The organism is Pseudomonas sp. FW300-N2A2 (assembly GCF_017351735.1).
In the GTDB taxonomy this organism is placed as follows: domain Bacteria; phylum Pseudomonadota; class Gammaproteobacteria; order Pseudomonadales; family Pseudomonadaceae; genus Aquipseudomonas; species Aquipseudomonas migulae.
Window position 1 is genome coordinate 1 of sequence record NZ_JACNDU010000005.1, and the last position, 24,218, is coordinate 24,218.

The following is a 24,218-nucleotide window of genomic DNA, read 5'->3' on the forward strand; positions in this document are numbered from 1 at the left end:
AAGCGCTTTGGTTACTTTCGCGCTTTTCGAAAGTGACTCGCTGTAAAAGCGAAACCATAAGCAGCCGTGACCGCAGTAACGGATATGTACACCCTCAAAAAACCGACCGCCTGACACAAAGCCTTCGCGAGCAAGCTTCGCTCCTACAAAAAGCAGATAGGTTATTAGACGATTGTCGACAATACCTATTTATCCTTTGACTATTACCCCGCTATTCGCTAGTTTTTGCCGCATTAGCTTTCAAGGTGTCGACAATATGCTGGATCAACTCGATCCCCCAGTCATTGCCCAGGACGATTCGGAAACACTTTCCGAGAACGTCTTCCGGCGCATTCAGGCGGCCATCGTCAAAGGCGAGATCGCCCCGGGCAGCAAAATCTCCGAACCGGAACTGGCGCGCACCTACGGCATCAGCCGCGGCCCGCTGCGCGAAGCGATCCACCGTCTGGAGGGCCAGCGCCTGCTGGTTCGCGTGCCGCACGTCGGCGCACGAGTGGTTTCCCTGAGCCATGCCGAGCTGCTGGAACTCTACGAAATCCGCGAATCCCTCGAAGGCATGGCCTGTCGCCTGGCCGCCGAACGCATGACGGTCGAAGAAATCGACGAACTGCGCCGGGTCCTCGAAACCCACGAGCGTGATGCCGCGTTTCAAGCCGGTGTCGGCTACTACCAGCAGGAAGGCGATTTCGACTTCCACTACCGAATCATCCAGGGCAGCGGCAACCGCACCCTGACGCAGATGCTTTGCGGCGAGCTTTATCAACTGGTGCGCATGTACCGCATCCAGTTTTCCACCACGCCCAATCGCCCGCGCCAGGCCTTTGCCGAGCACCACCGGATTCTCGATGCCATCGCCGACCGTGACGGTGAACTGGCCGAGTTGTTGATGCGCCGTCACATCGGCGCCTCCAAACGCAATATCGCCCGTCACTACCAGGACGGCGCTAACCCGACAGCCACTGAACGAGGTGAGTCATGAGTTCCAACAAGAGCACTCCAGGCCAGCGTTTCCGCGATGCGGTCGCCAGCGAACATCCGCTGCAAGTGGTCGGCGCGATCAACGCCAACCACGCGTTGCTGGCCAAGCGCGCCGGTTTCAAGGCTATTTACCTGTCGGGCGGCGGCGTTGCTGCCGGCTCCCTCGGCGTGCCGGACCTGGGCATCACCGGCCTGGACGACGTGCTGACCGACGTACGTCGCATCACCGACGTCTGCGACCTGCCGTTGCTGGTGGACGTGGACACCGGTTTCGGTTCCTCGGCGTTCAATGTCGCCCGTACCGTGAAGTCGATGATCAAGTTCGGCGCGGCAGCGATTCACATCGAAGACCAGGTTGGCGCCAAGCGCTGCGGTCACCGCCCTAATAAAGAAATCGTCTCGCAGCAGGAAATGGTCGACCGCATCAAGGCCGCTGTTGATGCGCGCACCGATGACAGCTTCGTGATCATGGCTCGCACCGACGCCCTGGCTGTTGAAGGCCTGGAATCCGCACTGGATCGCGCTGCGGCGTGCATCGAGGCCGGCGCCGACATGATCTTCCCGGAAGCCATCACCGAACTGGAGATGTACAAGCTGTTCGCCAGCCGTGTGAAAGCGCCGATCCTGGCCAACATCACCGAATTCGGCGCGACGCCGCTGTACACCACCGAGCAGTTGGCCGGTGCCGATGTGTCGCTGGTGCTATACCCATTGTCCGCGTTCCGCGCCATGAACAAGGCCGCAGAAAACGTCTACACCGCGATCCGCCGCGACGGTACGCAACAGAACGTGATCGACACCATGCAGACGCGCATGGAGCTTTACGATCGCATCGACTACCACACGTTCGAGCAGAAGCTCGATGCGTTGTTCGCTGCTAAAAAGTAATGAAAGCCCTGTAGGAGCGAAGCTTGCTCGCGAAGACGGACTGACATTCAAAATCAATGTCGTCTGAGACACCGCTTTCGCGAGCAAGCTTCGCTCCCACAAGTTTCCCTAACAAATTCAAAAACTGGAGACAGCAATGGCCGAAGCAAAAGTACTCAGTGGCGCCGGGCTCCGTGGCCAGGTTGCCGGGCAAACCGCACTGTCCACCGTGGGCCAGTCGGGCGCAGGCCTGACCTATCGCGGCTACGACGTTCGCGAACTGGCGGCTGACGCCCAATTTGAAGAAGTGGCTTACCTGCTGCTGTACGGCGAACTGCCGACCCTGGCGCAACTCGCCGCTTACGTGAGCAAACTCGGCAAGCTGCGCGACCTGCCGCAAGCGCTGAAAGAAGTGCTGGAACGCATCCCCGCCGACGCCCACCCGATGGACGTGATGCGCACCGGTTGCTCGTTCCTGGGCAACATCGAGCCGGAGAAGGATTTCTCCGAGCAGCATGACAAAACCGACCGCCTGCTGGCCGCGTTTCCGGCGATCATGTGCTACTGGTATCGCTTCAGCCACGACGGCAAACGCATCAGCTGCGTGAGCGACGAGCCCTCCATCGGCGGCCACTTCCTGCACCTGCTGCACGACAAGAAACCGAGCGAGCTGCACGTCAAAGTGATGAACGTTTCGCTGATCCTCTACGCGGAACACGAATTCAACGCCTCGACCTTCACCGCACGGGTGTGTGCATCGACTTTGTCCGACCTGTTCTCCTGCATCACCGCCGCCATCGGTTCCCTGCGCGGTCCGCTGCACGGCGGCGCCAACGAAGCGGCGATGGAAATGATCGAGCGCTTCAAATCGCCGGAAGAGGCGATCAAAGGCACCCTCGGCATGCTTGAGCGCAAGGACAAGATCATGGGCTTCGGCCACGCGATCTATAAGGACAACGATCCGCGCAACGAGGTGATCAAGGGTTGGTCGAAAAAGCTCGCTGAAGAGGTGGGTGACACTGTCTTGTTCCCGGTTTCCGAAGCCATCGACAAGACCATGTGGGAGCAGAAAAAACTGTTCCCCAACGCCGACTTCTACCATGCGTCGACGTACCACTTCATGGGTATCCCGACCAAGTTGTTCACACCGATTTTCGTCTGCTCGCGCCTGACCGGCTGGGCGGCGCATGTGTTCGAACAACGTGCCAACAACCGCATCATCCGCCCGAGCGCCGAATACACCGGCGTCGAACAGCGCAAGTTCGTGCCAATCGAACAACGCTGAATGGTGGGGGCGGGCACCGAGCCGTGAACCTTGTAGGAGCGAAGCTTGCTCGCGAAGGCGGTCTGACATTCCAAATCAATGTCGACTGGTACACCGCTTTCGCGAGCAAGCTTCGCTCCTACAGGGGGGCGGTTTTCCAATCAAATTCTGGTGCCGCCCCGCCTTTTGTTATTACCGTGACCGAGTCCTGACGATGAACACTGAATTCCGTAAACCGCTGCCCGGCAGCCATCTGGATTATTTCGACGTCCGTGCGGCAGTCGAAGCCATCCAGCCCGGCGCCTACGACACTCTGCCGTACACCTCCCGCGTGCTGGCGGAAAACCTGGTGCGTCGCTGCGACCCGGCCACGCTCACCGAATCCCTGAAGCAATTCATCGAGCGCAAACGCGACCTCGATTTCCCATGGTTCCCGGCCCGTGTGGTGTGCCACGACATCCTTGGCCAGACCGCATTGGTCGACCTCGCCGGCCTGCGTGACGCCATCGCTTTGCAAGGTGGCGACCCGGCGCAAGTGAACCCGGTGGTGCCGACGCAATTGATCGTCGATCACTCGCTGGCCGTTGAGCGCGGTGGCTTCGATCCACAGGCGTTCGAGAAGAACCGCGCCATCGAGGACCGTCGCAACGAAGACCGTTTCCACTTCATCAACTGGACCAAAAAAGCCTTCAAGAACGTTGACGTGATCCCGCCGGGCAACGGGATCATGCACCAGATCAACCTGGAGAAAATGTCGCCGGTGATTCAGGTGCGCGACGGCGTGGCGTTCCCCGACACCTGCGTCGGCACCGACAGCCACACCCCGCACGTCGATGCGCTGGGCGTGATCGCCATCGGCGTCGGTGGCCTCGAAGCGGAAAGCGTAATGCTCGGCCGCGCATCGTGGATGCGCCTGCCGGAAAGCGTCGGCGTTGAACTGACCGGCAAGCTGCAACCGGGCATCACCGCCACCGACATGGTGCTGGCGCTGACCGAGTTCCTGCGCAAGCAAAAAGTCGTCGGCGCATGGCTGGAATTCTTCGGCGAAGGCGCTTCCGCGCTGACCCTCGGCGACCGCGCAACCATCTCCAACATGGCCCCGGAATACGGCGCCACGGCGGCGATGTTCTACATCGACCAGCAGACCATCGACTACCTGAAACTCACCGGCCGCGAAGACGAGCAGGTGCAGTTGGTCGAGAACTACGCCAAGACCACGGGCCTGTGGGCCGACAGCCTGAAGGGCGCGCAATATGAGCGCGGCTTGACCTTCAACCTGTCCTCGGTGGTGCGCAACATGGCCGGCCCGAGCAACCCGCACGCCCGTGTAGCGGTGTCGGATCTGGCGGCCAAAGGCATTTCCGGCCAGTGGGACGACGTGCCCGGCCAGATGCCGGACGGCGCGGTGATCATCGCCGCCATCACCAGCTGCACCAACACCAGCAACCCGCGCAACGTGATCGCTGCCGGCCTGTTGGCGCGCAACGCCAACAAGCTCGGGTTGACCCGCAAGCCATGGGTCAAATCGTCCCTGGCACCGGGCTCGAAAACCGTGGCCTTGTACCTCGATGAAGCGGGCCTGACTGACGAACTGGAACAGCTCGGTTTCGGCGTCGTGGCTTTCGCTTGCACCACCTGCAACGGCATGTCCGGCGCGCTCGATCCGGTGATCCAGCAAGAGATCATCGACCGCGACCTGTACGCCACGGCCGTACTCTCCGGCAACCGTAACTTCGATGGCCGGATTCACCCGTACGCCAAGCAAGCGTTCCTCGCGTCGCCGCCGTTGGTGGTCGCGTACGCCATCGCCGGCACCATCCGTTTCGACATCGAAAAAGATGTGTTGGGCCTGGATGCGAACGGCAAGGAAATCCGCCTGAAAGACATCTGGCCGAGCGATGAAGAAATCGATGCGGTGGTGAAAGCCTCGGTGAAGCCGGAGCAGTTCCGTCAGGTCTACATTCCGATGTTCGCCATCCACGAAGACACCGGCCCGAAAGTCGCGCCGCTGTACGACTGGCGCGAGATGAGCACCTACATCCGCCGTCCGCCGTACTGGGAAGGTGCGCTGGCCGGCGCGCGTCCGCTCAAGGGCATGCGCCCGCTGGCGGTGCTGCCGGACAACATCACCACCGATCACCTGTCGCCGTCGAACGCGATCATGCTCGACAGCGCCGCCGGCGAATACCTGGCGAAAATGGGCCTGCCGGAAGAGGACTTCAACTCCTACGCCACGCACCGCGGTGACCACCTGACCGCGCAACGCGCCACCTTTGCCAACCCGAAACTGTTCAATGAAATGGTCCAGGAAAACGGCAAGGTCAAGCAGGGTTCGCTGGCCCGCGTCGAGCCGGAAGGCAAGGTCATGCGCATGTGGGAAGCCATCGAAACCTACATGGAGCGCAAGCAGCCGCTGATCATCATTGCCGGCGCCGACTACGGTCAGGGTTCGTCCCGCGACTGGGCGGCCAAAGGCGTGCGTCTGGCCGGTGTGGAAGCGATTGCCGCCGAAGGTTTCGAGCGCATCCACCGCACCAACCTGGTGGGCATGGGCGTGTTGCCGCTGGAGTTCAAACCGGGCACCAACCGTCACACCCTGGCCATCGACGGCAGCGAAACCTACGACGTGATCGGTGAGCGTACGCCGCGTGCCGAGCTGACGCTGGTGATCCATCGCAAGAACGGTGAACGCGTCGAGGTGCCGGTCACCTGCCGTCTCGACACCGCCGAAGAGGTGTCGATCTACGAGGCCGGTGGCGTGCTGCAACGCTTCGCCCAGGACTTCCTCGAAGAATCGGCCGTCGCCGTCTAAAACATGCTGTGCGGGCACGGAGTTTCAAATTCCGTGTCCGCTTTGAAGGAGCACCAATGGCTCACGCACCTCAAATCAAAATCCCCGCCACCTACATGCGTGGCGGCACCAGCAAAGGCGTGTTTTTCAGCCTGAAAGACTTGCCCGAAGCCGCACAGGTTCCAGGCCCGGCACGCGATGCCTTGTTGTTGCGGGTGATCGGCAGTCCCGACCCGTACGACAAGCAAATCGACGGCATGGGCGGCGCGACCTCCAGCACCAGCAAAACCGTGATCCTGTCGAAAAGCATCAAGGCTGATCACGATGTCGATTACCTGTTCGGCCAAGTCTCCATCGACAAACCTTTCGTCGACTGGAGCGGCAACTGCGGCAACCTGTCCGCAGCGGTCGGTTCGTTCGCCATCAGCAACGGTCTGGTCGATGCCAGCCGCATTCCGCACAACGGTGTGGCGGTGGTGCGCGTGTGGCAGGCCAATATCGGCAAGACCATCATCGCCCACGTGCCGATCACCAACGGTGAAGTGCAGGAAACCGGTGATTTCGAACTCGACGGCGTGACCTTTCCGGCGGCCGAAGTACAAGTCGAATTCATGGACCCGGCGGCAGAAGAAGAGGGCGGCGGTGGTTCGATGTTTCCGACCGGCAACCTGGTGGATGACCTCGAAGTGCCCGGCGTCGGGACCTTCAAGGCGACCATGATCAATGCGGGCATTCCGACCATCTTCGTCAATGCCGAAGACATCGGTTACACCGGCACCGAGTTGCAGGGCGCCATCAACGGTGATCCGAAAGCGCTGGCGATGTTCGAGACCATTCGTGCGTATGGCGCGTTGCGCATGGGGCTGATCAAGTCGCTGGACGAAGCGGTCAAGCGTCAGCACACGCCCAAGGTTGCCTTCGTGGCCAAACCGGCGGATTACGTTGCCTCCAGCGGTAAAGCGATTGCTGCGGGTGACGTCGACTTGCTGGTGCGTGCGTTGTCGATGGGCAAGTTGCACCACGCGATGATGGGGACTGCTGCGGTGGCTATCGGCACTGCTGCCGCCATTTCCGGCACGTTGGTAAACCTCGCAGCGGGCGGTATCGAACGCAACGCCGTGCGCTTCGGTCATCCGTCCGGCACGTTGCGCGTAGGCGCTGAAGCCAGCCAGGTGAACGGCGAGTGGACAGTCAACAAAGCCATCATGAGCCGCAGTGCGCGGGTGCTGATGGAAGGCTTCGTGCGCATACCTGGCGACGCCTTCTAACCCGACACAACCCCTGTAGGAGCCGGCTTGCCGGCGATGGCGTCCTTTCAGGCGATACATGTATCGCTGACCCACCGCTATCGCCGGCAAGCCGGCTCCTACAGGGGACCGCATTTCAATTATAAGAATGTGATTTACCTGAACCGAGGTCCCATCAACGAACCACTTTACGAGTGAATCGAACATGAGCACCAACGTCGACCTGAACAACCGCCCCGACTACGACACGGTCCTGCAGGACATTGCCGACTACGTCCTCAACTTCAAAATCGAATCCAGAGAAGCCCTCGACACTGCCCGCAATTGTCTGATGGATACTTTGGGCTGCGGCCTCCTGGCCCTGCGCTTCCCCGAGTGCACCAAGCACCTTGGCCCGATTGTCGAAGGCACCGTCGTCCCGTTCGGCGCTCGCGTGCCGGGCACCAACTACCGTCTCGATCCGGTCAAGGCAGCCTGGGACATCGGCTGCATCGTGCGCTGGCTCGACTACAACGACACCTGGCTCGCCGCCGAATGGGGACATCCCTCCGATAACCTCGGGGGCATTCTTGCGGTGGCCGATCACCTGTCGCAGAAGCGCCTGGCCAATGGCGATGCGCCGCTGACCGTTCGCGCCGTACTCGAAGCGATGATCATGGCTCATGAGATTCAAGGCGTGATTGCGCTGGAAAACTCCTTCAACCGTGTTGGCCTCGATCACGTCATCCTGGTGAAAGTCGCCTCGACCGCCGTCACCGCCAAACTCATGGGCGCCAATCGCGAGCAGATGCTGTCGGCGTTGTCCCATGCTTTCGCTGATGGTCAGGCGTTGCGCACGTATCGGCATGCACCGAATGCCGGGTCGCGCAAATCCTGGGCGGCGGGCGATGCCACCAGCCGGGGCGTGCGTCTGGCCGACATCGCGATGCGTGGCGAGATGGGCATCCCCGGCGTATTGACCGCCAAACAGTGGGGCTTCTACGACGTATTGTTCAGCCACAGCAACAACGACCTGGCGCTCAAGCCTGAAGGCAAACGTGTGTTCAGTTTCTCCCGCCCGTACGGCAGTTACGTGATGGAAAATGTGCTGTTCAAGATCAGCTTCCCGGCCGAATTCCACGCACAAACCGCCTGCGAAGCCGCCGTCACCTTGCATCCGAAAGTCCGGAATCGCCTGCACGAAATCGACAAAATCGTCATCACCACCCATGAGTCGGCGATCCGCATCATTTCCAAGGTCGGCCCGCTGGCCAATGCGGCGGACCGCGATCATTGTCTGCAATACATGGCCGCGGTGCCGCTGGCGTTCGGCAATCTGGTGGCCGAGCAATACGAAGACGAATTCCACGCGGCGCACCCGATCATCGATGTGCTGCGCGAGAAAATGGTCATCGTCGAAGACCCGCGCTTCACCCGCGAATACCTGGAGGCTGACAAACGCTCGATCGCCAACGCGATTCAGGTGTTTTTCAAGGACGGCTCCAGCACCGAGAACGTGGTGGTGGAATACCCGATCGGCCATCGCCGGCGCCGCACCGACGGCATTCCGTTGCTGGAAGACAAGTTCAAAGCCAACCTGGCGACACGCTTCACCGGCCAGCGCAGTGCCGAGATTTTTGCCTTGTGCAAGGACCAGGCAGCGCTTGAAGCCACACCGGTGAACCGCTTCATGGACCTGTTCGTCATCTGATTGCATGCACAGACCTGTAGGAGCCAGGCTTGCCGGCGAAGGCGTCCTTGAATACGCCTTCGCCGGCAAGCCTGGCTCCTACAGGTTCCGTGTTAGCCATTTTTCCAGCGGCAGTTTGGTGATCGCAAACCCGGTCAACAAAATCGCCGAATAGATCATCAACTCTCGCGAAAGGCTTTGCCCCTCATACCAAGCGCCGATCACCACCGCGAACACCGGAAAAATGATGAACACAAACGACAAAATGATCGGGCTCAAGCGCTTGAGCAGCAAAAAATAAACGATAAACCCACCCACCGACGCCACCAGCCCAAGATAGAGCAGGGCGCCCCAGGAACGCAGGCTGATCCCATCGAACACCGGCGCTTCGACATTCAGCCCCGCGACAAACAGCATCAAGCCCGCAATGCCGATCGGCAGCGTGTTGTAGGTAATGACGCTGATCGCCGAGCCGTGTTTCTTGGTCACCACGTAACACAACGCATGCATCACCGCCGCACAGAGAATCGCCAGCACGCCGAACAGTTCAGCGTGGTCCAGATGCAATCCCTGGCTGCGAATAATCATGAACAGACTGCCGAAGCCGATGGCAATGCCGAGCACTTGTGACGGGTAGATTTTTTCTCGCAGAAACAGCGCGGAAAACACCAGGATGAACACCGGCATGCAACTGAACAACAGGGCCGTGAGCCCGGACGAAACATGCATCTCGCCGTAATTGAGCAAGTAATACGGCAGGCTGAAATACGACAGCGTCACGAACAGGAAAAACCAGCGGCTTTCCCTGGGGAACACCAACGGTTCACGACGGATGAGGGCGAAAACAAGGAACAACGGAAAGGCGATCAGGAACCGCAGCCCGGCGGCCGTCAGCGGTGGCACCGTTTCAACCGCAATCTTGATCCCGAGCCATGTCGTTCCCCAGCTCAGGCACACGATCAGAAACAGGACGCTGGTGATCAGCGCGGCTAACCAGGGTTTTCCAGTGCTTGAATTCGCGCTGAGAGCGATGGACATGATCGAGTTCCTTTTTTGTTGTCGGAATTGACCTGCATCTGCAAAAGGTCTATCCCTGATTGAACCTGCTCAAAGCACGCTATTCGGGACTTAAATGGGTGTCAAAGTAAGTATTGCCATGGTGTCAATCCTGCGCGACGGGCTCGTCAACGGACTGGGCGTGAAGTACAAGCGCCTGGCGGACGCCGTGGAAAAAGCGATCGTTGAAGGCGTGATCGAGCCCGGCTGCAAACTGCCGCCGCATCGGCTGTTGGCCGACAGCCTCGGCGTGACCATTGGCACCGTCAGCCGTGCTTACGGCGAACTCGAACGCGTAGGACGGGTGGTCGCTCGCGTAGGAGATGGCACTTACGTGCGTCAGCACGGGATGGAACGTCAGCGCGATGCTGGTTTTCGCAACGTCAGCGACGAGCCGCAGGCATGTTTCGACATGAGCCGTAATCAACCGATTCCGGGGCAGGAAGCACTGTTTTTAAGCCAGAGCTTGCAGGCGTTGGCACTCGATCCCGATGCCTTGCAGAGCATCAGCGGCTACACCGCCGATGCCGGATCGCTACGCCATCGTGCAGCGGGTGCGCACTGGTTGCGGCACCTGCAATTTGTGCCGGATGCCGAGCAGGTCGTATGCGTGAACGGCGGCCAGCACGGTCTGTTATGTGCCTTGATGGGGTTGCTCAAGGCGGGCGATACCGTGGTCACGGAACACCTGACTTACCCGGGGTTGATCAGCGTTGCACGCATGCTTGGGATCAAACTGATCGGCGTCGCGATGGATGACGAAGGGCTGATGCCCGATGCGCTGGAAGACGTTTGCCGCAACCATCGTGTGTCGGCGCTGTACTGCACGCCGACGATCCAGAATCCTACGGCGGCGGTGATGTCTGTCTCACGGCGTGAGGCGATTGCCGAGGTCTGTCGGCAGCACAATCTGCTGATCTTTGAGGATGAAGCCCACGCGGTGTTGGCTCGGCAGCGACCGTTGCCCTTGAGTTATTTCGCCCCGGAGCGCTCGGTGTTGATCGGCAGCCTGAGCAAAGCGGTTTCGGCGGGGTTGCGCGTCGGTTATCTGCATGCGCCGCAACCGTTGATCGGACGCTTGAGCGCGGCGGTACGCGGAACGTGCTGGATGGCCAGTCCGTTGGCGCTGGAGGTGGCGAGCCTTTGGATCGGAAACGGTAGTGCGGCGCAGTTGCTGGCTCAACAGATTATCGAGATCGGTCGGCGCAAGGCGTTGGTCAGTGGGGTGTTGGAGGGCGTGGTGTACAAAACCCATCCCGACAGCCCGCACTTCTGGATCGAAGTGCCCGAGCCGTGGCGGGCGTCGCAGATTGCGGCAGAACTCAAGGAAAACAATTACCTGGTCGCCACCGCCGAGGCGTTTGCGGTCGGGCATGGGGCGGTGCCGCAGTTCATTCGGGCGAGTGTGTGTAATTCGGCGGGGGATGATCGGTTGTTGATTCGAGGGTTTGAAGTGTTGGTCGGAGCATTAACAGAGACCGTGTAATCGTTCATCGCGAGCAGGCTCGCTCCCACAGTGGATTTGCGGCGTTCACAAAACCCCTGTGGGAGCGAGCCTGCTCGCGATGGCGGCCTGGCAGACGCTGAATAACTACTTGAACCGCCGCTCCACACCTTTCTCCACCAGAATCTTCGCCGAAATCTCTTCCACCGAAAAATGCGTGGAGTTGATGTGCGCAATATTCTCGCGGCGGAACAGGTTCTCCACCTCGCGCACTTCAAACTCGCACTGCGCGTAGCTCGAATAGCGGCTGTTGGGCTTGCGCTCGTTGCGGATCGCGGTCAGGCGGTCCGGGTCGATGGTCAGTCCGAACAACTTGTGCTGGTGGGCGCGCAGGGCGTTTGGCAGCGTCAGGCGCTCCATGTCGTCTTCGGTCAACGGATAGTTGGCCGCGCGGATGCCGAATTGCATCGCCATGTACAGGCACGTCGGCGTCTTACCACAACGCGACACCCCCACTAGGATCAGGTCGGCCTTGTCGTAATAATGCGTGCGCGCACCGTCGTCGTTGTCGAGGGCAAAGTTCACCGCCTCGATGCGTTCCATGTAATTGGAGTTGCCACCGATAGAGTGAGACTTGCCGACAGTGTAGGAAGAATGCTCGGTCAGTTCCTGTTCAAGCGGTGCCAGGAAAGTCGAGAAAATGTCGATCATGAAACCATTGGACGTCGCGAGGATCTCACGAATGTCCTGGTTGACGATGGTGTCGAATATGATCGGCCGGAAGCCGTCGGTTTCGGCGGCCTTGTTGATTTGTTGTACCATGGCCCGCGCTTTATCCACGTTGTCGATGTACGGCCGCGTGAATTTGCTGAAGGTAATGTTTTCGAACTGCGCCAGGAGGCTTTGACCCAGGGTTTCGGCGGTAATGCCGGTGCCATCGGAGATAAAGAAAGCAGATCGTTTCATTTGCACCTTGGGCCTTAAGCTAGTGACGAATCTTGGATATGATAGGCGCGGTTTGCCGGCCTCGAGTGGCCCGCATTCTCACTTATTTTCCAGGTCCAGGCCATATAGCCGGCAAATGCTCCTTTCGAGCGCCGGCTTCTGAGCTTTTCCAACACAGTTAGTGGAGAGATCACCTTGGTAGAGTACGTAGTTTCCCTCGATAAGCTCGGCAAACACGATGTTGAGCATGTGGGGGGCAAGAACGCATCCCTGGGCGAGATGATCAGTAACCTTGCAGGTGCCGGTGTATCGGTGCCCGGTGGCTTCGCCACGACAGCTCAGGCTTATCGTGATTTTCTGGAACTGAGCGGCCTGAACGATCAGATCCACGCCGCCCTCGACGCCCTGGACGTCGATGATGTCAACGCCCTGGCCAAGACCGGCGCCCAGATCCGTCAATGGATCATGGAAGCCGAGTTCCCCGAGAAGCTCAACACCGAGATCCGCACCGCGTTCGCCACGCTGTCGGCCGGTAACCCTGACATGGCCGTGGCCGTGCGCTCTTCCGCTACTGCCGAAGACCTGCCGGACGCTTCCTTCGCCGGTCAGCAGGAAACCTTCCTGAACATCCGTGGTGTCGAAAACGTCATTCGCGCCGCCAAAGAGGTGTTCGCTTCGCTGTTCAACGACCGTGCGATTTCCTACCGCGTGCACCAGGGCTTCGACCACAAGCTGGTCGCCCTGTCGGCTGGCGTGCAGCGCATGGTCCGCTCTGAAACCGGCACCGCCGGCGTGATGTTCACCCTCGATACCGAATCGGGCTTCCGTGACGTGGTGTTCATCACCGGCGCCTACGGCCTGGGTGAAACCGTCGTACAAGGCGCGGTGAACCCGGATGAGTTCTACGTCCACAAAGGCACGCTGGCCGCCGGTCGTCCGGCGATCCTGCGTCGCAACCTGGGCAGCAAAGCCATCAAGATGATCTACGGCGAAGTCGCCACGGCCGGCAAGTCGGTCAAGACCATCGACGTCGACAAGGCCGATCGCGCACGTTTCTGCCTGAGCGACGCCGAAGTCAGCGAACTGGCCAAACAAGCGATGATCATCGAGAAGCACTACCAGTGCCCGATGGACATCGAATGGGCCAAAGACGGCGACGACGGCAAGCTCTACATCGTTCAGGCCCGTCCTGAAACCGTGAAGAGCCGCACCCAGGCCAACGTCATGGAACGTTACCTGTTGAAAGAAACCGGCACCGTGCTGGTTGAAGGTCGCGCCATCGGCCAGCGCATCGGCGCCGGCAAAGTCCGTATCATCAAGGACGTGTCCGAGATGGACAAAGTCCAGCCGGGCGACGTGCTGGTTTCCGACATGACTGACCCGGACTGGGAACCGGTCATGAAGCGCGCCAGCGCCATCGTCACCAACCGTGGCGGTCGTACCTGCCACGCGGCGATCATCGCTCGCGAACTGGGCATTCCGGCCGTAGTCGGTTGCGGCAACGCCACCCAACTGCTGAAAGACGGCCAGGGCGTGACCGTTTCCTGCGCGGAAGGCGACACCGGTTACATCTTCGAAGGTGAGCTGGGCTTCGACATCAAGAAAAACTCCGTGGATGCCATGCCGGATCTGCCGTTCAAGATCATGATGAACGTCGGCAACCCGGACCGCGCCTTCGATTTCGCGCAACTGCCGAACGCCGGTGTGGGCCTGGCCCGTCTGGAATTCATCATCAACCGCATGATCGGTGTGCACCCTAAAGCGCTGTTGAACTACGACGGCCTGCCGCAGGAAATCAAGGACAGCGTCGACAAGCGCATCGCCGGTTACAACGATCCAGTCGGCTTCTACGTCGAGAAACTGGTCGAAGGCATCAGCACGCTGGCGGCTGCGTTTTATCCGAAAAAGGTCATCGTGCGTCTGTCGGACTTCAAGTCCAACGAATACGCGAACCTGATCGGCGGCAAGCTTTACGAGCCGGAAGAAGAAAACCCGATGCTGGGCTTCCGTGGCGCCTCGCGTTACATCAGCGAATCGTTCCGTGACTGCTTCGAACTCGAGTGCCGCGCCCTCAAGCGTGTGCGCAACGAGATGGGCCTGACCAACGTTGAAATCATGGTGCCGTTCGTCCGTACCCTGGGCGAAGCGAGCCAGGTCGTCGACCTGCTGGCCGAAAACGGTCTGGCCCGTGGCGACAACGGTCTGCGCGTGATCATGATGTGCGAACTGCCGTCCAACGCGATTCTGGCGGAAGAATTCCTTGAGTTCTTCGACGGTTTCTCCATCGGCTCCAACGACCTGACTCAGCTGACGCTGGGCCTGGACCGTGACTCCGGGATCATCGCTCACCTGTTCGACGAGCGTAACCCTGCGGTCAAGAAGCTGCTGGCGAACGCCATTGCCGCGTGCAACAAGGCGGGCAAGTACATCGGTATCTGCGGTCAGGGTCCTTCGGACCACCCTGATCTGGCCAAGTGGCTGATGGAGCAGGGCATCGAAAGCGTTTCGTTGAACCCCGACTCCGTACTGGAAACCTGGTTCTTCCTGGCTGAAGGTCAAGCTTCGGCTTGATGGTGTGGGAACGGCTCGCTCACTGTAGGAGCAAGGCTTGCCCGCGATGGCGTCTTCAAAATCGCTATCGCCAGCAAGCTGTGCTCCTACAGGGGGTGGCCGTTTTAAGAGATTGAAGTAGGGCGGGCTCCTCTGGATGCCGCCCTTTTTTGTGCAAGAGACTATGCAAAGCAGCAGCAACCTATTTCCTGTCGCCCTGATCAGCGCCGAGCGGCGCGGCGATCTGAGCGAAGACGTCTATCGTTTGAAACCCGGCAACAGCCCTGACGGCACCGTGGAACTGGCCGTGACCCGTCTGGGCATGGCGGACGCGCCCGCGCACGGTGGTGTGCCGGTGATTCTGTTGCACGGCAGTTTTTCCAATCGGCGCTTCTGGTTCTCCCCTAAAGGTCTGGGGCTGGGCGCCTATCTGGCGCGTCTGGGATTTGATGTGTGGATCGCGGAAATGCGCGGTCATGGCCTGTCCCAGCGCAATCAGAACTATCGCAAGAACCGCGTCGCCGACTACGCTCGTTACGATCTGCCGGCCATTGGCGCGTTCGTGCGCGAGCAGAGCGGCCAGGTTCCGCACTGGATCGGTCACTCGCTGGGTGGCATTACCCTGGCGGCAGCCTTGGGTGGCGGGTACATCGGTGAACCGGTCGTCGCGTCTGCGGCATTCTTCGGTACGCAAGTCAGCCGCACCTATTGGCCGTTGAAAATTCCGCCGGTGGAGTGGAGCGGGCGCTTCATTCTCAAGCGTTTTGCGCAGCTGTCCGGTTCACGGCTCAAGCGCGGCCCGGAGGACGAGCCGATTGGCCTGGCCCTGGAAAGCATGCGTTGGTATGGCCTGTTCGGGCGTTTTGGTGATGCCGACAAGGATTGGTGGGCCGGGCTGGCTGACGTTCAGAGCCCTGTGTTGGCCGTGAGTGCCGTCAGCGATCATCAGGATCCAGCGTGGGCGTGCCGCAAGTTGTTTGATCAGATCGGTTCAGAGCACAAGCAATTCATCAACCTTGGCCGTGAGCAGGGCTTTGGCGACAATTTCGGTCACGTGGAAATGTTGGTCAGCAAAGCCGCTCAAGCCGAAGTCTGGCCGTTGGTGGCGCGTTGGCTGTCGGACCAGCACACGCCTTTGCTCGGTGAAAAAGCGGATTTGGCCTCGGCAGTCTGAGCCCGATGCTCTATCAAGGGCATTCCGCTCTGATCGGCTTGCGGCTAAGATATGACGCATTGAGCTTTTCTGGTCACTTTGCGACATCCTCGATTGTCTTCCTCTTTACAGGAGTTTCTCGATGAACCATTACCTCACGCCTGACCTGTGCGACGCCTATCCGGAACTGGTACAGGTGCTGGAACCGATGTTCAGCAATTTCGGCGGCCGTGATTCCTTCGGCGGCGAAATCGTGACCATCAAGTGCTTCGAAGACAACTCGCTGGTCAAGGAGCAAGCCGAACTCAAGGGTAATGGCAAGGTGTTGGTGGTCGATGGTGGCGGTTCCCTGCGTCGCGCGCTGCTGGGCGACATGATCGCCGAGAAAGCCGCTAAAAACGGTTGGGAAGGGATGGTGATCTACGGGTGCATCCGCGACGTCGATGTCATCGCGCAGACTGATCTGGGCGTTCAGGCCCTGGCCAGTCACCCGATGAAAACCGACAAGCGTGGCATTGGCGATCTCAACGTTGTGGTGACGTTTGCCGGTGTGACGTTCCGTCCAGGCGAATACATTTATGCGGACAATAATGGCGTGATCATCTCGCCAAGCCCGCTGAAGATGCCTGAATAAGCGTTGCGCCAACCGAAGGGGTGAGGATGTTCGAGGAAGAAAACGCGCAGTGGGGGCTGGTGCATGCCCTGGTGCTGGATGGTAAAGGCGGCGCGCGTTCGATAGCCCGGACTGAACTCGATGACTTGCAGCTTCAGGCCCATGAAAGCCTGTGGCTGCACTGGGATCGCAGTCACCCGCAAACCCAGACCTGGCTGCGCAAATCCAGCGGTCTGAGCGAATTCAGCTGTGATCTGCTGCTTGAAGAGAACACCCGTCCGCGTCTTCTACAGCTTTCCGACAGCGAACTGCTGCTATTTTTGCGTGGGGTCAACCTCAACCCCGGGGCCGAGCCGGAAGACATGGTCTCGGTGCGGATCTTCGCCTCGGCACAGCGGGTTATTTCCCTGCGCCTGCGTCCATTGCGCGCCACCGACGAGTTGCTGGTGCAGCTCGCGGAAGGCAAGGGGCCGAAGACTGCCTCCGAACTGATTCTTTATATGGCCCAGTACCTCACCAACAAAGTGCAGGATCTGGTCAGTTGCCTCTCGGAAGTGGTCGATGAGGAAGAAGAAAAACTGGATGCCGACGAACGGTATTCACCCGAGCATGACTCCATTTTGCAGATCCGTCGCAGGGCTGCTGCGCTGAAACGTTTCCTGGCACCGCAGCGGGATATTTTCGGACAACTGACCCGGATAAAACTACCCTGGTTTGTCGAAGATGACGGCGACTACTGGAACGAATTGAACAACAGCCTGACCCGCTATCTCGAAGAGCTGGAATTGACCCGGGAGCGGGTGGGGCTGGTCCTCGAGGCCGAGGACAGACGTTTGAGCGTGCGTATGAATCGCACGATGTACCGCTTCGGGATCATCACCGGAATCTTTTTGCCGATGAGTTTTCTGACCGGTCTTTTGGGTATCAACGTCGGCGGTATTCCGTTCTCTGCCAGCCCGTATGGCTTCCTGATTGCCTGCCTGATGATGATCTCGGTGGCACTGGGGCAGTGGTGGTTATTCCGACGTTTGCGCTGGGTATGACGATGCGCCATGTGACCCGGGTAAATTTGACCGCGTCTTTCACAGACATCACGAGAGGTGCGTATGCACGATCCGTTTGAACAGTCTTTGCGTGACATGCTGAACGCTTCGCCGTCTACCCGCGACGACGATGCGTGTCTTGGGCGCGTCCTGAAAACCGCCAACCGCCAGGTCGGCGCGGGCGATCTGTTCAGCCTGCTGGGCCGCTGGTTGCCCGCGCTGATGATTGCCTTGAACAACGGATCGGCTCACGTCTCGCCGGTTTCCCGTCACCGTAAACCTACCGTTCGCACTGCTGATAAGGCTGATTGAATATGGAACTTGATCTCTGGACTCAGAGCCTCGTCACTGCAATGACTGCGTTATGGACCAAGGTTGCGAATTTCATTCCGAACCTGTTCGGCGCACTGGTCGTGCTGCTGTTGGGTTTCGTCGTGGCGAAACTTTTGGATACTTTGCTGTCCAAGTTGCTCGCCAAGCTCGGTCTCGACCGCTTGATGGGCGGCACCGGTCTGACAAAATTGCTGTCCCGGGCCGGCCTTCAAGTGCCGATTTCGACGCTGATAGGCAAAATTGTCTATTGGTTCGTTTTGCTGATTTTTCTGGTTTCTGCAGCAGAATCGCTTGGACTTGAACGAGTTTCGGCTACGCTGGACATGCTTGCGCTGTATTTGCCGAAAGTGTTTGGCGCCGCGCTGGTGCTGCTGGTAGGTGTTTTGCTGGCACAACTGGCCAATGGGCTGGTGCGAGGTGCGGCAGAGGGCGTAGGGCTGGATTACGCCGCCGGGCTGGGGCGAATTGCCCAGGGCCTGGTGATTATCATCAGTATTTCGGTCGCAATCAGCCAGTTGGAGGTCAAGACTGACCTGCTCAACCATGTGATTGTGATTGTTTTGATTACCGTTGGTCTGGCGGTAGCGCTGGCCATGGGGTTGGGAAGCCGGGAAATTGCCGGTCAGATTCTTGCGGGAATCTATGTGCGTGAGTTGTATCAGGTTGGGCAACAAGTGCGTGTTGGCGAGGTCGAAGGTCAGATCGAAGAGATCGGCACGGTTAAGACCACATTGCTGACCGATGAGGGTGAGCTAGTCTCTCTCTCTAATCGGATTCTCCTGGAGCAGCATGTGAGTAGCCGCTAACCCGGCAAACCCTGCTAATGTATGCCGCCGCAAAATGCCCTGAAGGGCTGCGGCGGACATTGACCTGACTGTCGGCCAGACTTGTTTTGAATAAAGCTCAATCGCTCTCCACGCGCTACGACCCCCGCGAGCTCTCTGATGAGGAGTTGGTCGCGCGCTCGCATACCGAGCTGTTTCACGTAACGCGCGCCTATGAAGAATTGATGCGCCGTTACCAACGAACATTATTTAACGTTTGTGCACGATATCTTGGGAACGATCGCGATGCAGACGATGTCTGTCAGGAAGTGATGTTGAAGGTGTTGTATGGCTTGAAGAACTTCGAAGGTAAATCGAAGTTCAAGACATGGCTATATAGCATCACGTACAACGAGTGCATCACACAGTATCGGAAAGAACGGCGAAAGCGTCGCTTGATGGACGCATTGAGTCTGGACCCCCTCGAGGAAGCGTCTGAAGAAAAGGCGCCGAAACCCGAGGAGAAGGGCGGGCTTGATCGCTGGCTAGTGTATGTGAACCCGATTGACCGTGAAATTCTGGTGCTACGATTTGTCGCAGAGCTAGAGTTTCAGGAGATCGCAGACATCATGCACATGGGTTTGAGTGCGACAAAAATGCGTTACAAACGCGCTCTAGACAAATTGCGTGAGAAATTTGCAGGCATTGCTGAAACTTAGTTCGGCGCAAATATCTCTTACGTGTAGGCAAGTTCTGATAGACTTGCCGCCGAGTTGTCCCCCGGTTTGCGGGACTGCTTCACAATCACCAGATGGGGATTTAACGGATGAAACTGAAAAACACCTTGGGCTTGGCCATTGGTTCTCTTATTGCGGCCACTTCGTTCGGCGCATTGGCACAAGGCCAAGGCGCAGTTGAAATCGAAGGCTTTGCAAAGAAAGAGTATTACGATAGCCAGCGCGATTTCAAAAACGACGGCAACCTGTTCGGTGGTTCGGTTGGTTACTTCCTGACCGACGACGTTGAACTGCGTCTGGGCTACGACGAAGTGCACAACGTTCGTAGCGAGTCGGGCAAGAACATCAAGGGCTCCAACACTGCCCTGGACGCTCTGTACCACTTCAACAACCCAGGCGACATGCTGCGTCCGTACGTTTCGGCCGGCTTCTCCGATCAGAGCATCGGTCAGAACGATCGCGGTGGTCGTAACGGTTCCACCTTCGCCAACGTTGGCGGCGGTGCCAAGCTGTACTTCACTGACAATTTCTACGCCCGTGCCGGCGTTGAAGCTCAGTACAACATCGACCAAGGTGACACCGAGTGGGCTCCAAGCGTCGGTATCGGTGTGAACTTCGGTGGCGGCTCCAAGCCTGCAGCTGCTCCAGTTCCAGCACCAGCTGAAGTCTGCTCCGACAGCGACAACGATGGCGTTTGCGACAACGTTGACAAGTGCCCGGACACCCCAGCCAACGTAACTGTTGACGCTGATGGCTGCCCAGCAGTTGCCGAAGTCGTTCGTGTTGAGCTGGACGTTAAGTTCGATTTCGACAAATCTGTTGTTAAAACCAACAGCTACGGCGACATCAAGAACCTGGCTGACTTCATGAAGCAGTACCCATCCACCACCACAACTGTTGAAGGTCACACTGACAACGTCGGTCCTGACGCTTACAACCAGAAACTGTCTGAGCGTCGTGCAAACGCCGTTAAGCAAGTTCTGACCAACCAGTACGGTGTTGAATCGTCCCGCGTTCAGTCTGTTGGCTACGGCGAATCCCGCCCAGTTGCTGACAACAAAACTGACGCTGGCCGCGCTGTAAACCGTCGCGTAGAAGCGCAGGTTGAAGCTCAAGCTAAGTAATTAGCCCGCAGCTCTGAGAAAAGCCCGGCTTAGGCCGGGCTTTTCTTTGTCTGCGATTTGGGTTTTCGAATCACCGGCCCCCTGTAGGAGCCGGCTTGCCGGCGATGGTCGTCAACGATGACGCTTTAAGCCTGACACGCTGCGGTGATCTCAAATTCTTCGCCAGCGAGCTGGCTCCTACAGGTTTCGGGGTGTGCCGCTACAACACCGATCACCAGAATCGCCGGGCTTTTCAACTCAAAGGCGCAGGCATCTTCCTCCATCGCTGTCAGATCGCTCCGACATTCCCGTTGATGCGGCAGGGAAGCGTTTTCAATCATCGCCACTGGCGTATCCGCCGCCATCCCTCCGGCCAGCAGTTGCTCGCGAATTTCACTGAGCTTCGCCACGCCCATGTACACCACCAGCGTTGTGCCACTTTGCGCCAGGGCTTGCCAATTCAGGCTGCTGCCATCCTGAGTGTGGGCGGTGACCAGTGTCACGCCACGCGCAACGCCCCGCAGGGTCAATGGAATATCGCATTGCGTCGCACCGGCCAGCCCGGCGGTGATGCCATTGACCAGCTCCACATCGACCCCGCGTTCGCGCAGCCACTGCGCTTCTTCACCGCCCCGCCCAAAAATGCACGGATCGCCACCCTTGAGCCGCACCACGCATTTACCGTGGCGGGCATAACGCAGCATCAATCGATGAATGAACGCCTGAGGCGTCGAGCGACAACCTCCGCGCTTGCCCACCGGAATGATCCGCGCCTGCGGGCAATGTTCCAGCACGGCGCCATTCACCAGGTCGTCGATCAGCACCACATCCGCTTCGCTCAGCGCCCTGACGGCTTTGAGGGTCAGCAATTCCGGATCACCAGGACCCGCACCCACCAGCCAGACTTTTGCGTTCATAGTGTTTTCCTCACGAGATGACGGCGATCGGCTGCGCCGTGGCGGCCAGCAAACGCTTGATTTCCGGGACGCACGAGCCGCATTGCGTGCCGCAGCCCAATTCCTGTTTCAACCCCTGCAAATCCAGGCCTCGACGGATACCGGCACAGACCGCGCCTTGGCTGACGTTTTTGCAGTTGCACAAGGTTTTAGTGCCGGCAACCGATGTGGCGGAGTTGCCTGGTGGTGCGCTCAGCGGTGCAAGCAGCCAGCGCCGCAGTTGTTCATCGGCGCGACCTTCTTGCCAAAGGTCCTGCAGCCAGTGCTGTGCGAGGGTTTCACCGGCCAGGCGAATCGCGGTGATCCGGCCATGCTCGATCCGCACCCGTTTGCCGATGGCGCGCCGTGGGTCGTCGTACGCCAGGACCGGCCCTTCATTGAGCCCAAGGCAGCGGTCGATTTCGCATAACAATTGCGGATCTGGCGCTGTGGCGCTGGCAGCGCGTATGAGCAGCGCAGGGCGCTCACGACCAGTGAGGCTGAGGCTGACGTAGGAAAACGCCTCACAGAGTGGTCGTAGCGTCTCAAAATGCTGTTGAACATCGCCCTCAATCAGTACGAAAAGGTTCCAGGGCAAATGCACGGGGTCGATTCGTACGCCGCTGTGTTTGAGTTCCGGTTGTTTCGACAACGGATCGAATGCCGGTTGGGTGAGCGCATTGACCCCGCCCTTCAGGAACCGGTCGCCCCAGTGCATCGGCAGAAACGCCTGGCCCGGACGCACGCTGTCATCGCTGCCGACGGCGACAATCACCGCGCCGCGACGGCTTTTCAAACTGACCAGTTCTCCCGGTTGCAGCCCATGGCGATGCAATTCATCCGGGTGCAGGCTCAGCACGGCCTCGCTGACATGACCGAACAACTGCGCGGCAGTGCCGGTGCGGCTCATGCCGTGCCATTGATCGCGCAGGCGGCCGGTGATCAGGGTCAGCGGGAATTGCCCATCGCGTTGTTCCTTGGCGGCAAGGTACGGATCGGCCACGAACCGGGCACGCCCGTTGGCGGTCGGGAAAATTCCGTCCCGATACAGTCGGGCCGTACCTTCACGGGCGCCGGCGGGAAACGGCCATTGCTGTGGACCGAGACGATCAATCAGCTCATGACTGATACCGGACAAATCCAGATCCCGGTCGCGCGTCAGGAGTTTGTACTCATCGAAGACCTGCGCCGGGGTGTCGAATGCAAACAGACTGGGTTGTCCGGGACGCAGGTATTTTTCCAGGCGCTGTGCGAAATCCACTGTAATTGCCCAGTCGGAACGCGTTTCTCCGGGAGCGACAATCGCCCGGCGAACGTGGGAAATCCGCCGTTCGGAGTTGGTCACCGTGCCGTCTTTTTCGCCCCAACTGGCGGCAGGCAGCAGCAAGTCGGCGAACGCGGCGGTTTCAGTGGTGCGAAAGGCTTCCTGCAACACCACGAACGGGCAGGCTTGCAGCGCCTCGCGCACGGCGCTCTGGTCCGGCATCGATTGCGCGGGGTTGGTGCAGGCGATCCACAGGGCTTTGATGGTTCCGTTACGAACCTGCTCAAACAATTCGATCGCAGTGAGCCCGGTGTTTGCCGGCAGTTGATCCACGCCCCAGTAGGCTGCGACTTCTGCGCGATGCTCGGCATTGGCCGCTTCGCGATGGCCTGGCAGCAGGTTCGACAGGCTGCCGGTTTCGCGGCCACCCATGGCATTCGGCTGACCGGTCAGGGAGAAAGGTCCTGCGCCGGGACGGCCGATCTGCCCGGTGGCCAGGTGCAGGTTGATCAGCGCACTGTTTTTCGCACTGCCGGCGGTGGACTGGTTCAGTCCCATGCACCACAGCGACAGAAAGCTTGGCGAGGTGCCGACCCACTCGGCGCATTGCTGCAGTTGCTCAACGCTGATCCCGCACAGCTGCGAGACCATTGGCGGCGTGTAATCGCGCACCAGGTTTTTCAGTTCAGCCAGGCCTTCGGTGTGGGCCTCGATGAAGTCGCGGTCGATCCAGCCTTCCCACAGCAGCAGGTACAAAATCCCATGGAACAAGGCGACATCGGTGCCCGGAAGAATTGCCAGATGCAGGTCAGCCAAGTCGCAGGTATCCGTACGACGCGGGTCGATGACGATGACTTTCATCTGTGGTCGGCGGGATTTGGCCTCTTCCAGGCGGCGAAACAGGACCGGGTGGGCGTAGGCCATGTTACTGCCGACGATCATCACGCAGTCGCTTGTCTCAAGGTCTTCGTAACTGCATGGCGGTGCGTCGGCACCGAGGCTGCGCTTGTAGCCGACCACCGCCGATGACATGCACAGGCGCGAATTGCTGTCGATGTTGTTGGTGCCGACCAACGCTCGCGCCAGTTTGTTGAAGCTGTAGTAATCCTCGGTCAGCAACTGCCCGGAGATGTAAAACGCCACGCTGTCCGGACCATGTTCGGCGATGGTTTCGGCGAACACGCTGGCGGCGTGATCGAGGGCGGTGTCCCAGTCGGTGCGGCTGCGGGCCAGGCCTTTGCCCAGGCGCAGTTCCGGGTACAGCGCTCGGGCTGCGAGGTCGCCGGTCAAGTGCAGGGTCGAGCCCTTGCTGCACAGCTTGCCGAAGTTGGCCGGGTGGGCCGGATCGCCGCTGACGCCGAGGATGCGCTCGCCGTCATGCTCGATCAGCACGCCGCAGCCGACCCCGCAATAGCAACAGGTGGAGGCGGTGATCTGGCGGTTCATCAGCTGGCTTCCCGCA

General features: G+C 59.5%; 20 protein-coding genes. 16 read left to right on the plus strand and 4 right to left on the minus strand.

Going from position 1 to position 24,218, the window contains the following annotated elements; genetic code table 11:
* From J4E42_RS09185 to prpD, 7 genes are all read left to right on the plus strand, one after another.
* On the plus strand, positions 1 to 200 hold a 200-nt coding region (locus tag J4E42_RS09185; protein WP_207285035.1), incomplete at its 5' end, for a hypothetical protein.
* 59 nt (positions 201 to 259) lie between these two features.
* Entirely contained in the window at positions 260 to 979 is a 720-nt protein-coding gene (locus J4E42_RS09190) for a GntR family transcriptional regulator (protein ID WP_177318157.1), read from the plus strand.
* Positions 976 to 1,866: a methylisocitrate lyase gene (gene prpB / locus J4E42_RS09195; protein ID WP_008027432.1), complete on the plus strand. Its 891-nt coding sequence runs from the start codon at positions 976 to 978 to the stop codon at positions 1,864 to 1,866. The genes J4E42_RS09190 and prpB overlap by 4 nt, the downstream gene beginning before the upstream one ends.
* Positions 1,867 to 2,002: 136 nt before the next feature.
* A complete protein-coding gene (gene prpC / locus J4E42_RS09200; RefSeq protein ID WP_207285036.1) occupies positions 2,003 to 3,130 on the plus strand; it encodes a 2-methylcitrate synthase in 1,128 nt (375 codons plus the stop codon).
* A gap of 193 nt (positions 3,131 to 3,323) precedes the next feature.
* The gene (gene acnD / locus J4E42_RS09205) at positions 3,324 to 5,921 is read left to right on the plus strand and encodes a Fe/S-dependent 2-methylisocitrate dehydratase AcnD (RefSeq protein ID WP_207285037.1); all 2,598 of its coding nucleotides are present in this window, start codon (positions 3,324 to 3,326) and stop codon (positions 5,919 to 5,921) included.
* Positions 5,922 to 5,977: 56 nt separating this feature from the next.
* Positions 5,978 to 7,168 (plus strand): 2-methylaconitate cis-trans isomerase PrpF, encoded by a 1,191-nt coding sequence (gene prpF, locus J4E42_RS09210; RefSeq protein WP_207285038.1) that lies wholly within the window; start codon positions 5,978 to 5,980, stop codon positions 7,166 to 7,168.
* Positions 7,169 to 7,352: 184 nt separating this feature from the next.
* Positions 7,353 to 8,837, plus strand: a complete 1,485-nt coding sequence (gene prpD / locus J4E42_RS09215) for a 2-methylcitrate dehydratase (protein WP_207285039.1) — start codon at positions 7,353 to 7,355, stop codon at positions 8,835 to 8,837.
* Positions 8,838 to 8,915: 78 nt separating this feature from the next.
* Here prpD and J4E42_RS09220 read toward each other — a convergent pair whose 3' ends face one another.
* On the minus strand, positions 8,916 to 9,854 hold the full coding sequence (locus J4E42_RS09220; RefSeq protein WP_207285040.1) for a DMT family transporter: 939 nt from the start codon (positions 9,852 to 9,854) through the stop codon (positions 8,916 to 8,918).
* Between the two features lie 94 nt (positions 9,855 to 9,948).
* Here J4E42_RS09220 and J4E42_RS09225 point away from each other — a divergent pair, with 94 nt between their 5' ends.
* Entirely contained in the window at positions 9,949 to 11,358 is a 1,410-nt protein-coding gene (locus J4E42_RS09225; RefSeq protein WP_207285041.1) for a PLP-dependent aminotransferase family protein, read from the plus strand.
* A 105-nt stretch (positions 11,359 to 11,463) separates the two neighbouring features.
* On the opposite strand, the gene J4E42_RS09230 is transcribed toward J4E42_RS09225, so the two are convergent.
* Positions 11,464 to 12,282, minus strand: coding sequence for a pyruvate, water dikinase regulatory protein (locus tag J4E42_RS09230; protein WP_008027418.1), 819 nt, complete (start codon positions 12,280 to 12,282; stop codon positions 11,464 to 11,466).
* Between the two features lie 174 nt (positions 12,283 to 12,456).
* On the opposite strand from J4E42_RS09230, the gene ppsA reads away from it, so the two are divergent.
* From ppsA to J4E42_RS09270, 8 genes are all read left to right on the plus strand, one after another.
* Positions 12,457 to 14,832, plus strand: coding sequence for a phosphoenolpyruvate synthase (gene ppsA / locus J4E42_RS09235; protein ID WP_008027416.1), 2,376 nt, complete (start codon positions 12,457 to 12,459; stop codon positions 14,830 to 14,832).
* Between the two features lie 163 nt (positions 14,833 to 14,995).
* Positions 14,996 to 15,985: an alpha/beta fold hydrolase gene (locus J4E42_RS09240; RefSeq protein WP_032832384.1), complete on the plus strand. Its 990-nt coding sequence runs from the start codon at positions 14,996 to 14,998 to the stop codon at positions 15,983 to 15,985.
* Between the two features lie 121 nt (positions 15,986 to 16,106).
* Positions 16,107 to 16,598: a ribonuclease E activity regulator RraA gene (gene rraA / locus J4E42_RS09245; RefSeq protein WP_008037775.1), complete on the plus strand. Its 492-nt coding sequence runs from the start codon at positions 16,107 to 16,109 to the stop codon at positions 16,596 to 16,598.
* Between the two features lie 26 nt (positions 16,599 to 16,624).
* Positions 16,625 to 17,620, plus strand: coding sequence for a zinc transporter ZntB (locus J4E42_RS09250; protein WP_008027409.1), 996 nt, complete (start codon positions 16,625 to 16,627; stop codon positions 17,618 to 17,620).
* A 63-nt stretch (positions 17,621 to 17,683) separates the two neighbouring features.
* On the plus strand, positions 17,684 to 17,932 hold the full coding sequence (locus J4E42_RS09255) for a hypothetical protein (protein WP_007944521.1): 249 nt from the start codon (positions 17,684 to 17,686) through the stop codon (positions 17,930 to 17,932).
* A gap of 2 nt (positions 17,933 to 17,934) precedes the next feature.
* Positions 17,935 to 18,759 carry a mechanosensitive ion channel family protein gene (locus tag J4E42_RS09260; protein WP_008027407.1) on the plus strand — a complete coding sequence of 275 codons (825 nt, stop codon included), beginning with the start codon at positions 17,935 to 17,937 and terminating at the stop codon, positions 18,757 to 18,759.
* A gap of 86 nt (positions 18,760 to 18,845) precedes the next feature.
* Positions 18,846 to 19,436 carry an RNA polymerase sigma factor SigX gene (gene sigX, locus J4E42_RS09265; RefSeq protein ID WP_017337463.1) on the plus strand — a complete coding sequence of 197 codons (591 nt, stop codon included), beginning with the start codon at positions 18,846 to 18,848 and terminating at the stop codon, positions 19,434 to 19,436.
* A 107-nt stretch (positions 19,437 to 19,543) separates the two neighbouring features.
* Complete coding sequence (locus J4E42_RS09270) at positions 19,544 to 20,578, plus strand: OmpA family protein (protein WP_008027405.1); 1,035 nt, start codon at positions 19,544 to 19,546, stop codon at positions 20,576 to 20,578.
* Between the two features lie 125 nt (positions 20,579 to 20,703).
* Here J4E42_RS09270 and cobA read toward each other — a convergent pair whose 3' ends face one another.
* On the minus strand, positions 20,704 to 21,474 hold the full coding sequence (gene cobA, locus J4E42_RS09275; protein ID WP_207285042.1) for a uroporphyrinogen-III C-methyltransferase: 771 nt from the start codon (positions 21,472 to 21,474) through the stop codon (positions 20,704 to 20,706).
* A gap of 10 nt (positions 21,475 to 21,484) precedes the next feature.
* Positions 21,485 to 24,202 carry a nitrate reductase gene (locus J4E42_RS09280; RefSeq protein ID WP_207285043.1) on the minus strand — a complete coding sequence of 906 codons (2,718 nt, stop codon included), beginning with the start codon at positions 24,200 to 24,202 and terminating at the stop codon, positions 21,485 to 21,487.
* Between the last annotated feature and the right edge of the window lie 16 nt (positions 24,203 to 24,218).

Bases quoted from the DNA above. Each gene is read 5' to 3' on its own strand.
- prpC (WP_207285036.1), top strand. From the start codon at position 2,003: ATGGCCGAAGCAAAAGTACTCAGTGGCGCCGGGCTCCGTGGCCAGGTT.
- J4E42_RS09220 (WP_207285040.1), bottom strand. From the start codon at position 9,854: ATGTCCATCGCTCTCAGCGCGAATTCAAGCACTGGAAAACCCTGGTTA.
- prpF (WP_207285038.1), top strand. From the start codon at position 5,978: ATGGCTCACGCACCTCAAATCAAAATCCCCGCCACCTACATGCGTGGC.
- J4E42_RS09255 (WP_007944521.1), top strand. From the start codon at position 17,684: ATGCACGATCCGTTTGAACAGTCTTTGCGTGACATGCTGAACGCTTCG.
- cobA (WP_207285042.1), bottom strand. From the start codon at position 21,474: ATGAACGCAAAAGTCTGGCTGGTGGGTGCGGGTCCTGGTGATCCGGAA.
- J4E42_RS09260 (WP_008027407.1), top strand. From the start codon at position 17,935: ATGGAACTTGATCTCTGGACTCAGAGCCTCGTCACTGCAATGACTGCG.
- prpD (WP_207285039.1), top strand. From the start codon at position 7,353: ATGAGCACCAACGTCGACCTGAACAACCGCCCCGACTACGACACGGTC.
- J4E42_RS09270 (WP_008027405.1), top strand. From the start codon at position 19,544: ATGAAACTGAAAAACACCTTGGGCTTGGCCATTGGTTCTCTTATTGCG.
- J4E42_RS09225 (WP_207285041.1), top strand. From the start codon at position 9,949: ATGGGTGTCAAAGTAAGTATTGCCATGGTGTCAATCCTGCGCGACGGG.
- J4E42_RS09280 (WP_207285043.1), bottom strand. From the start codon at position 24,202: ATGAACCGCCAGATCACCGCCTCCACCTGTTGCTATTGCGGGGTCGGC.
- J4E42_RS09230 (WP_008027418.1), bottom strand. From the start codon at position 12,282: ATGAAACGATCTGCTTTCTTTATCTCCGATGGCACCGGCATTACCGCC.
- rraA (WP_008037775.1), top strand. From the start codon at position 16,107: ATGAACCATTACCTCACGCCTGACCTGTGCGACGCCTATCCGGAACTG.
- J4E42_RS09250 (WP_008027409.1), top strand. From the start codon at position 16,625: ATGTTCGAGGAAGAAAACGCGCAGTGGGGGCTGGTGCATGCCCTGGTG.
- prpB (WP_008027432.1), top strand. From the start codon at position 976: ATGAGTTCCAACAAGAGCACTCCAGGCCAGCGTTTCCGCGATGCGGTC.
- J4E42_RS09240 (WP_032832384.1), top strand. From the start codon at position 14,996: ATGCAAAGCAGCAGCAACCTATTTCCTGTCGCCCTGATCAGCGCCGAG.
- acnD (WP_207285037.1), top strand. From the start codon at position 3,324: ATGAACACTGAATTCCGTAAACCGCTGCCCGGCAGCCATCTGGATTAT.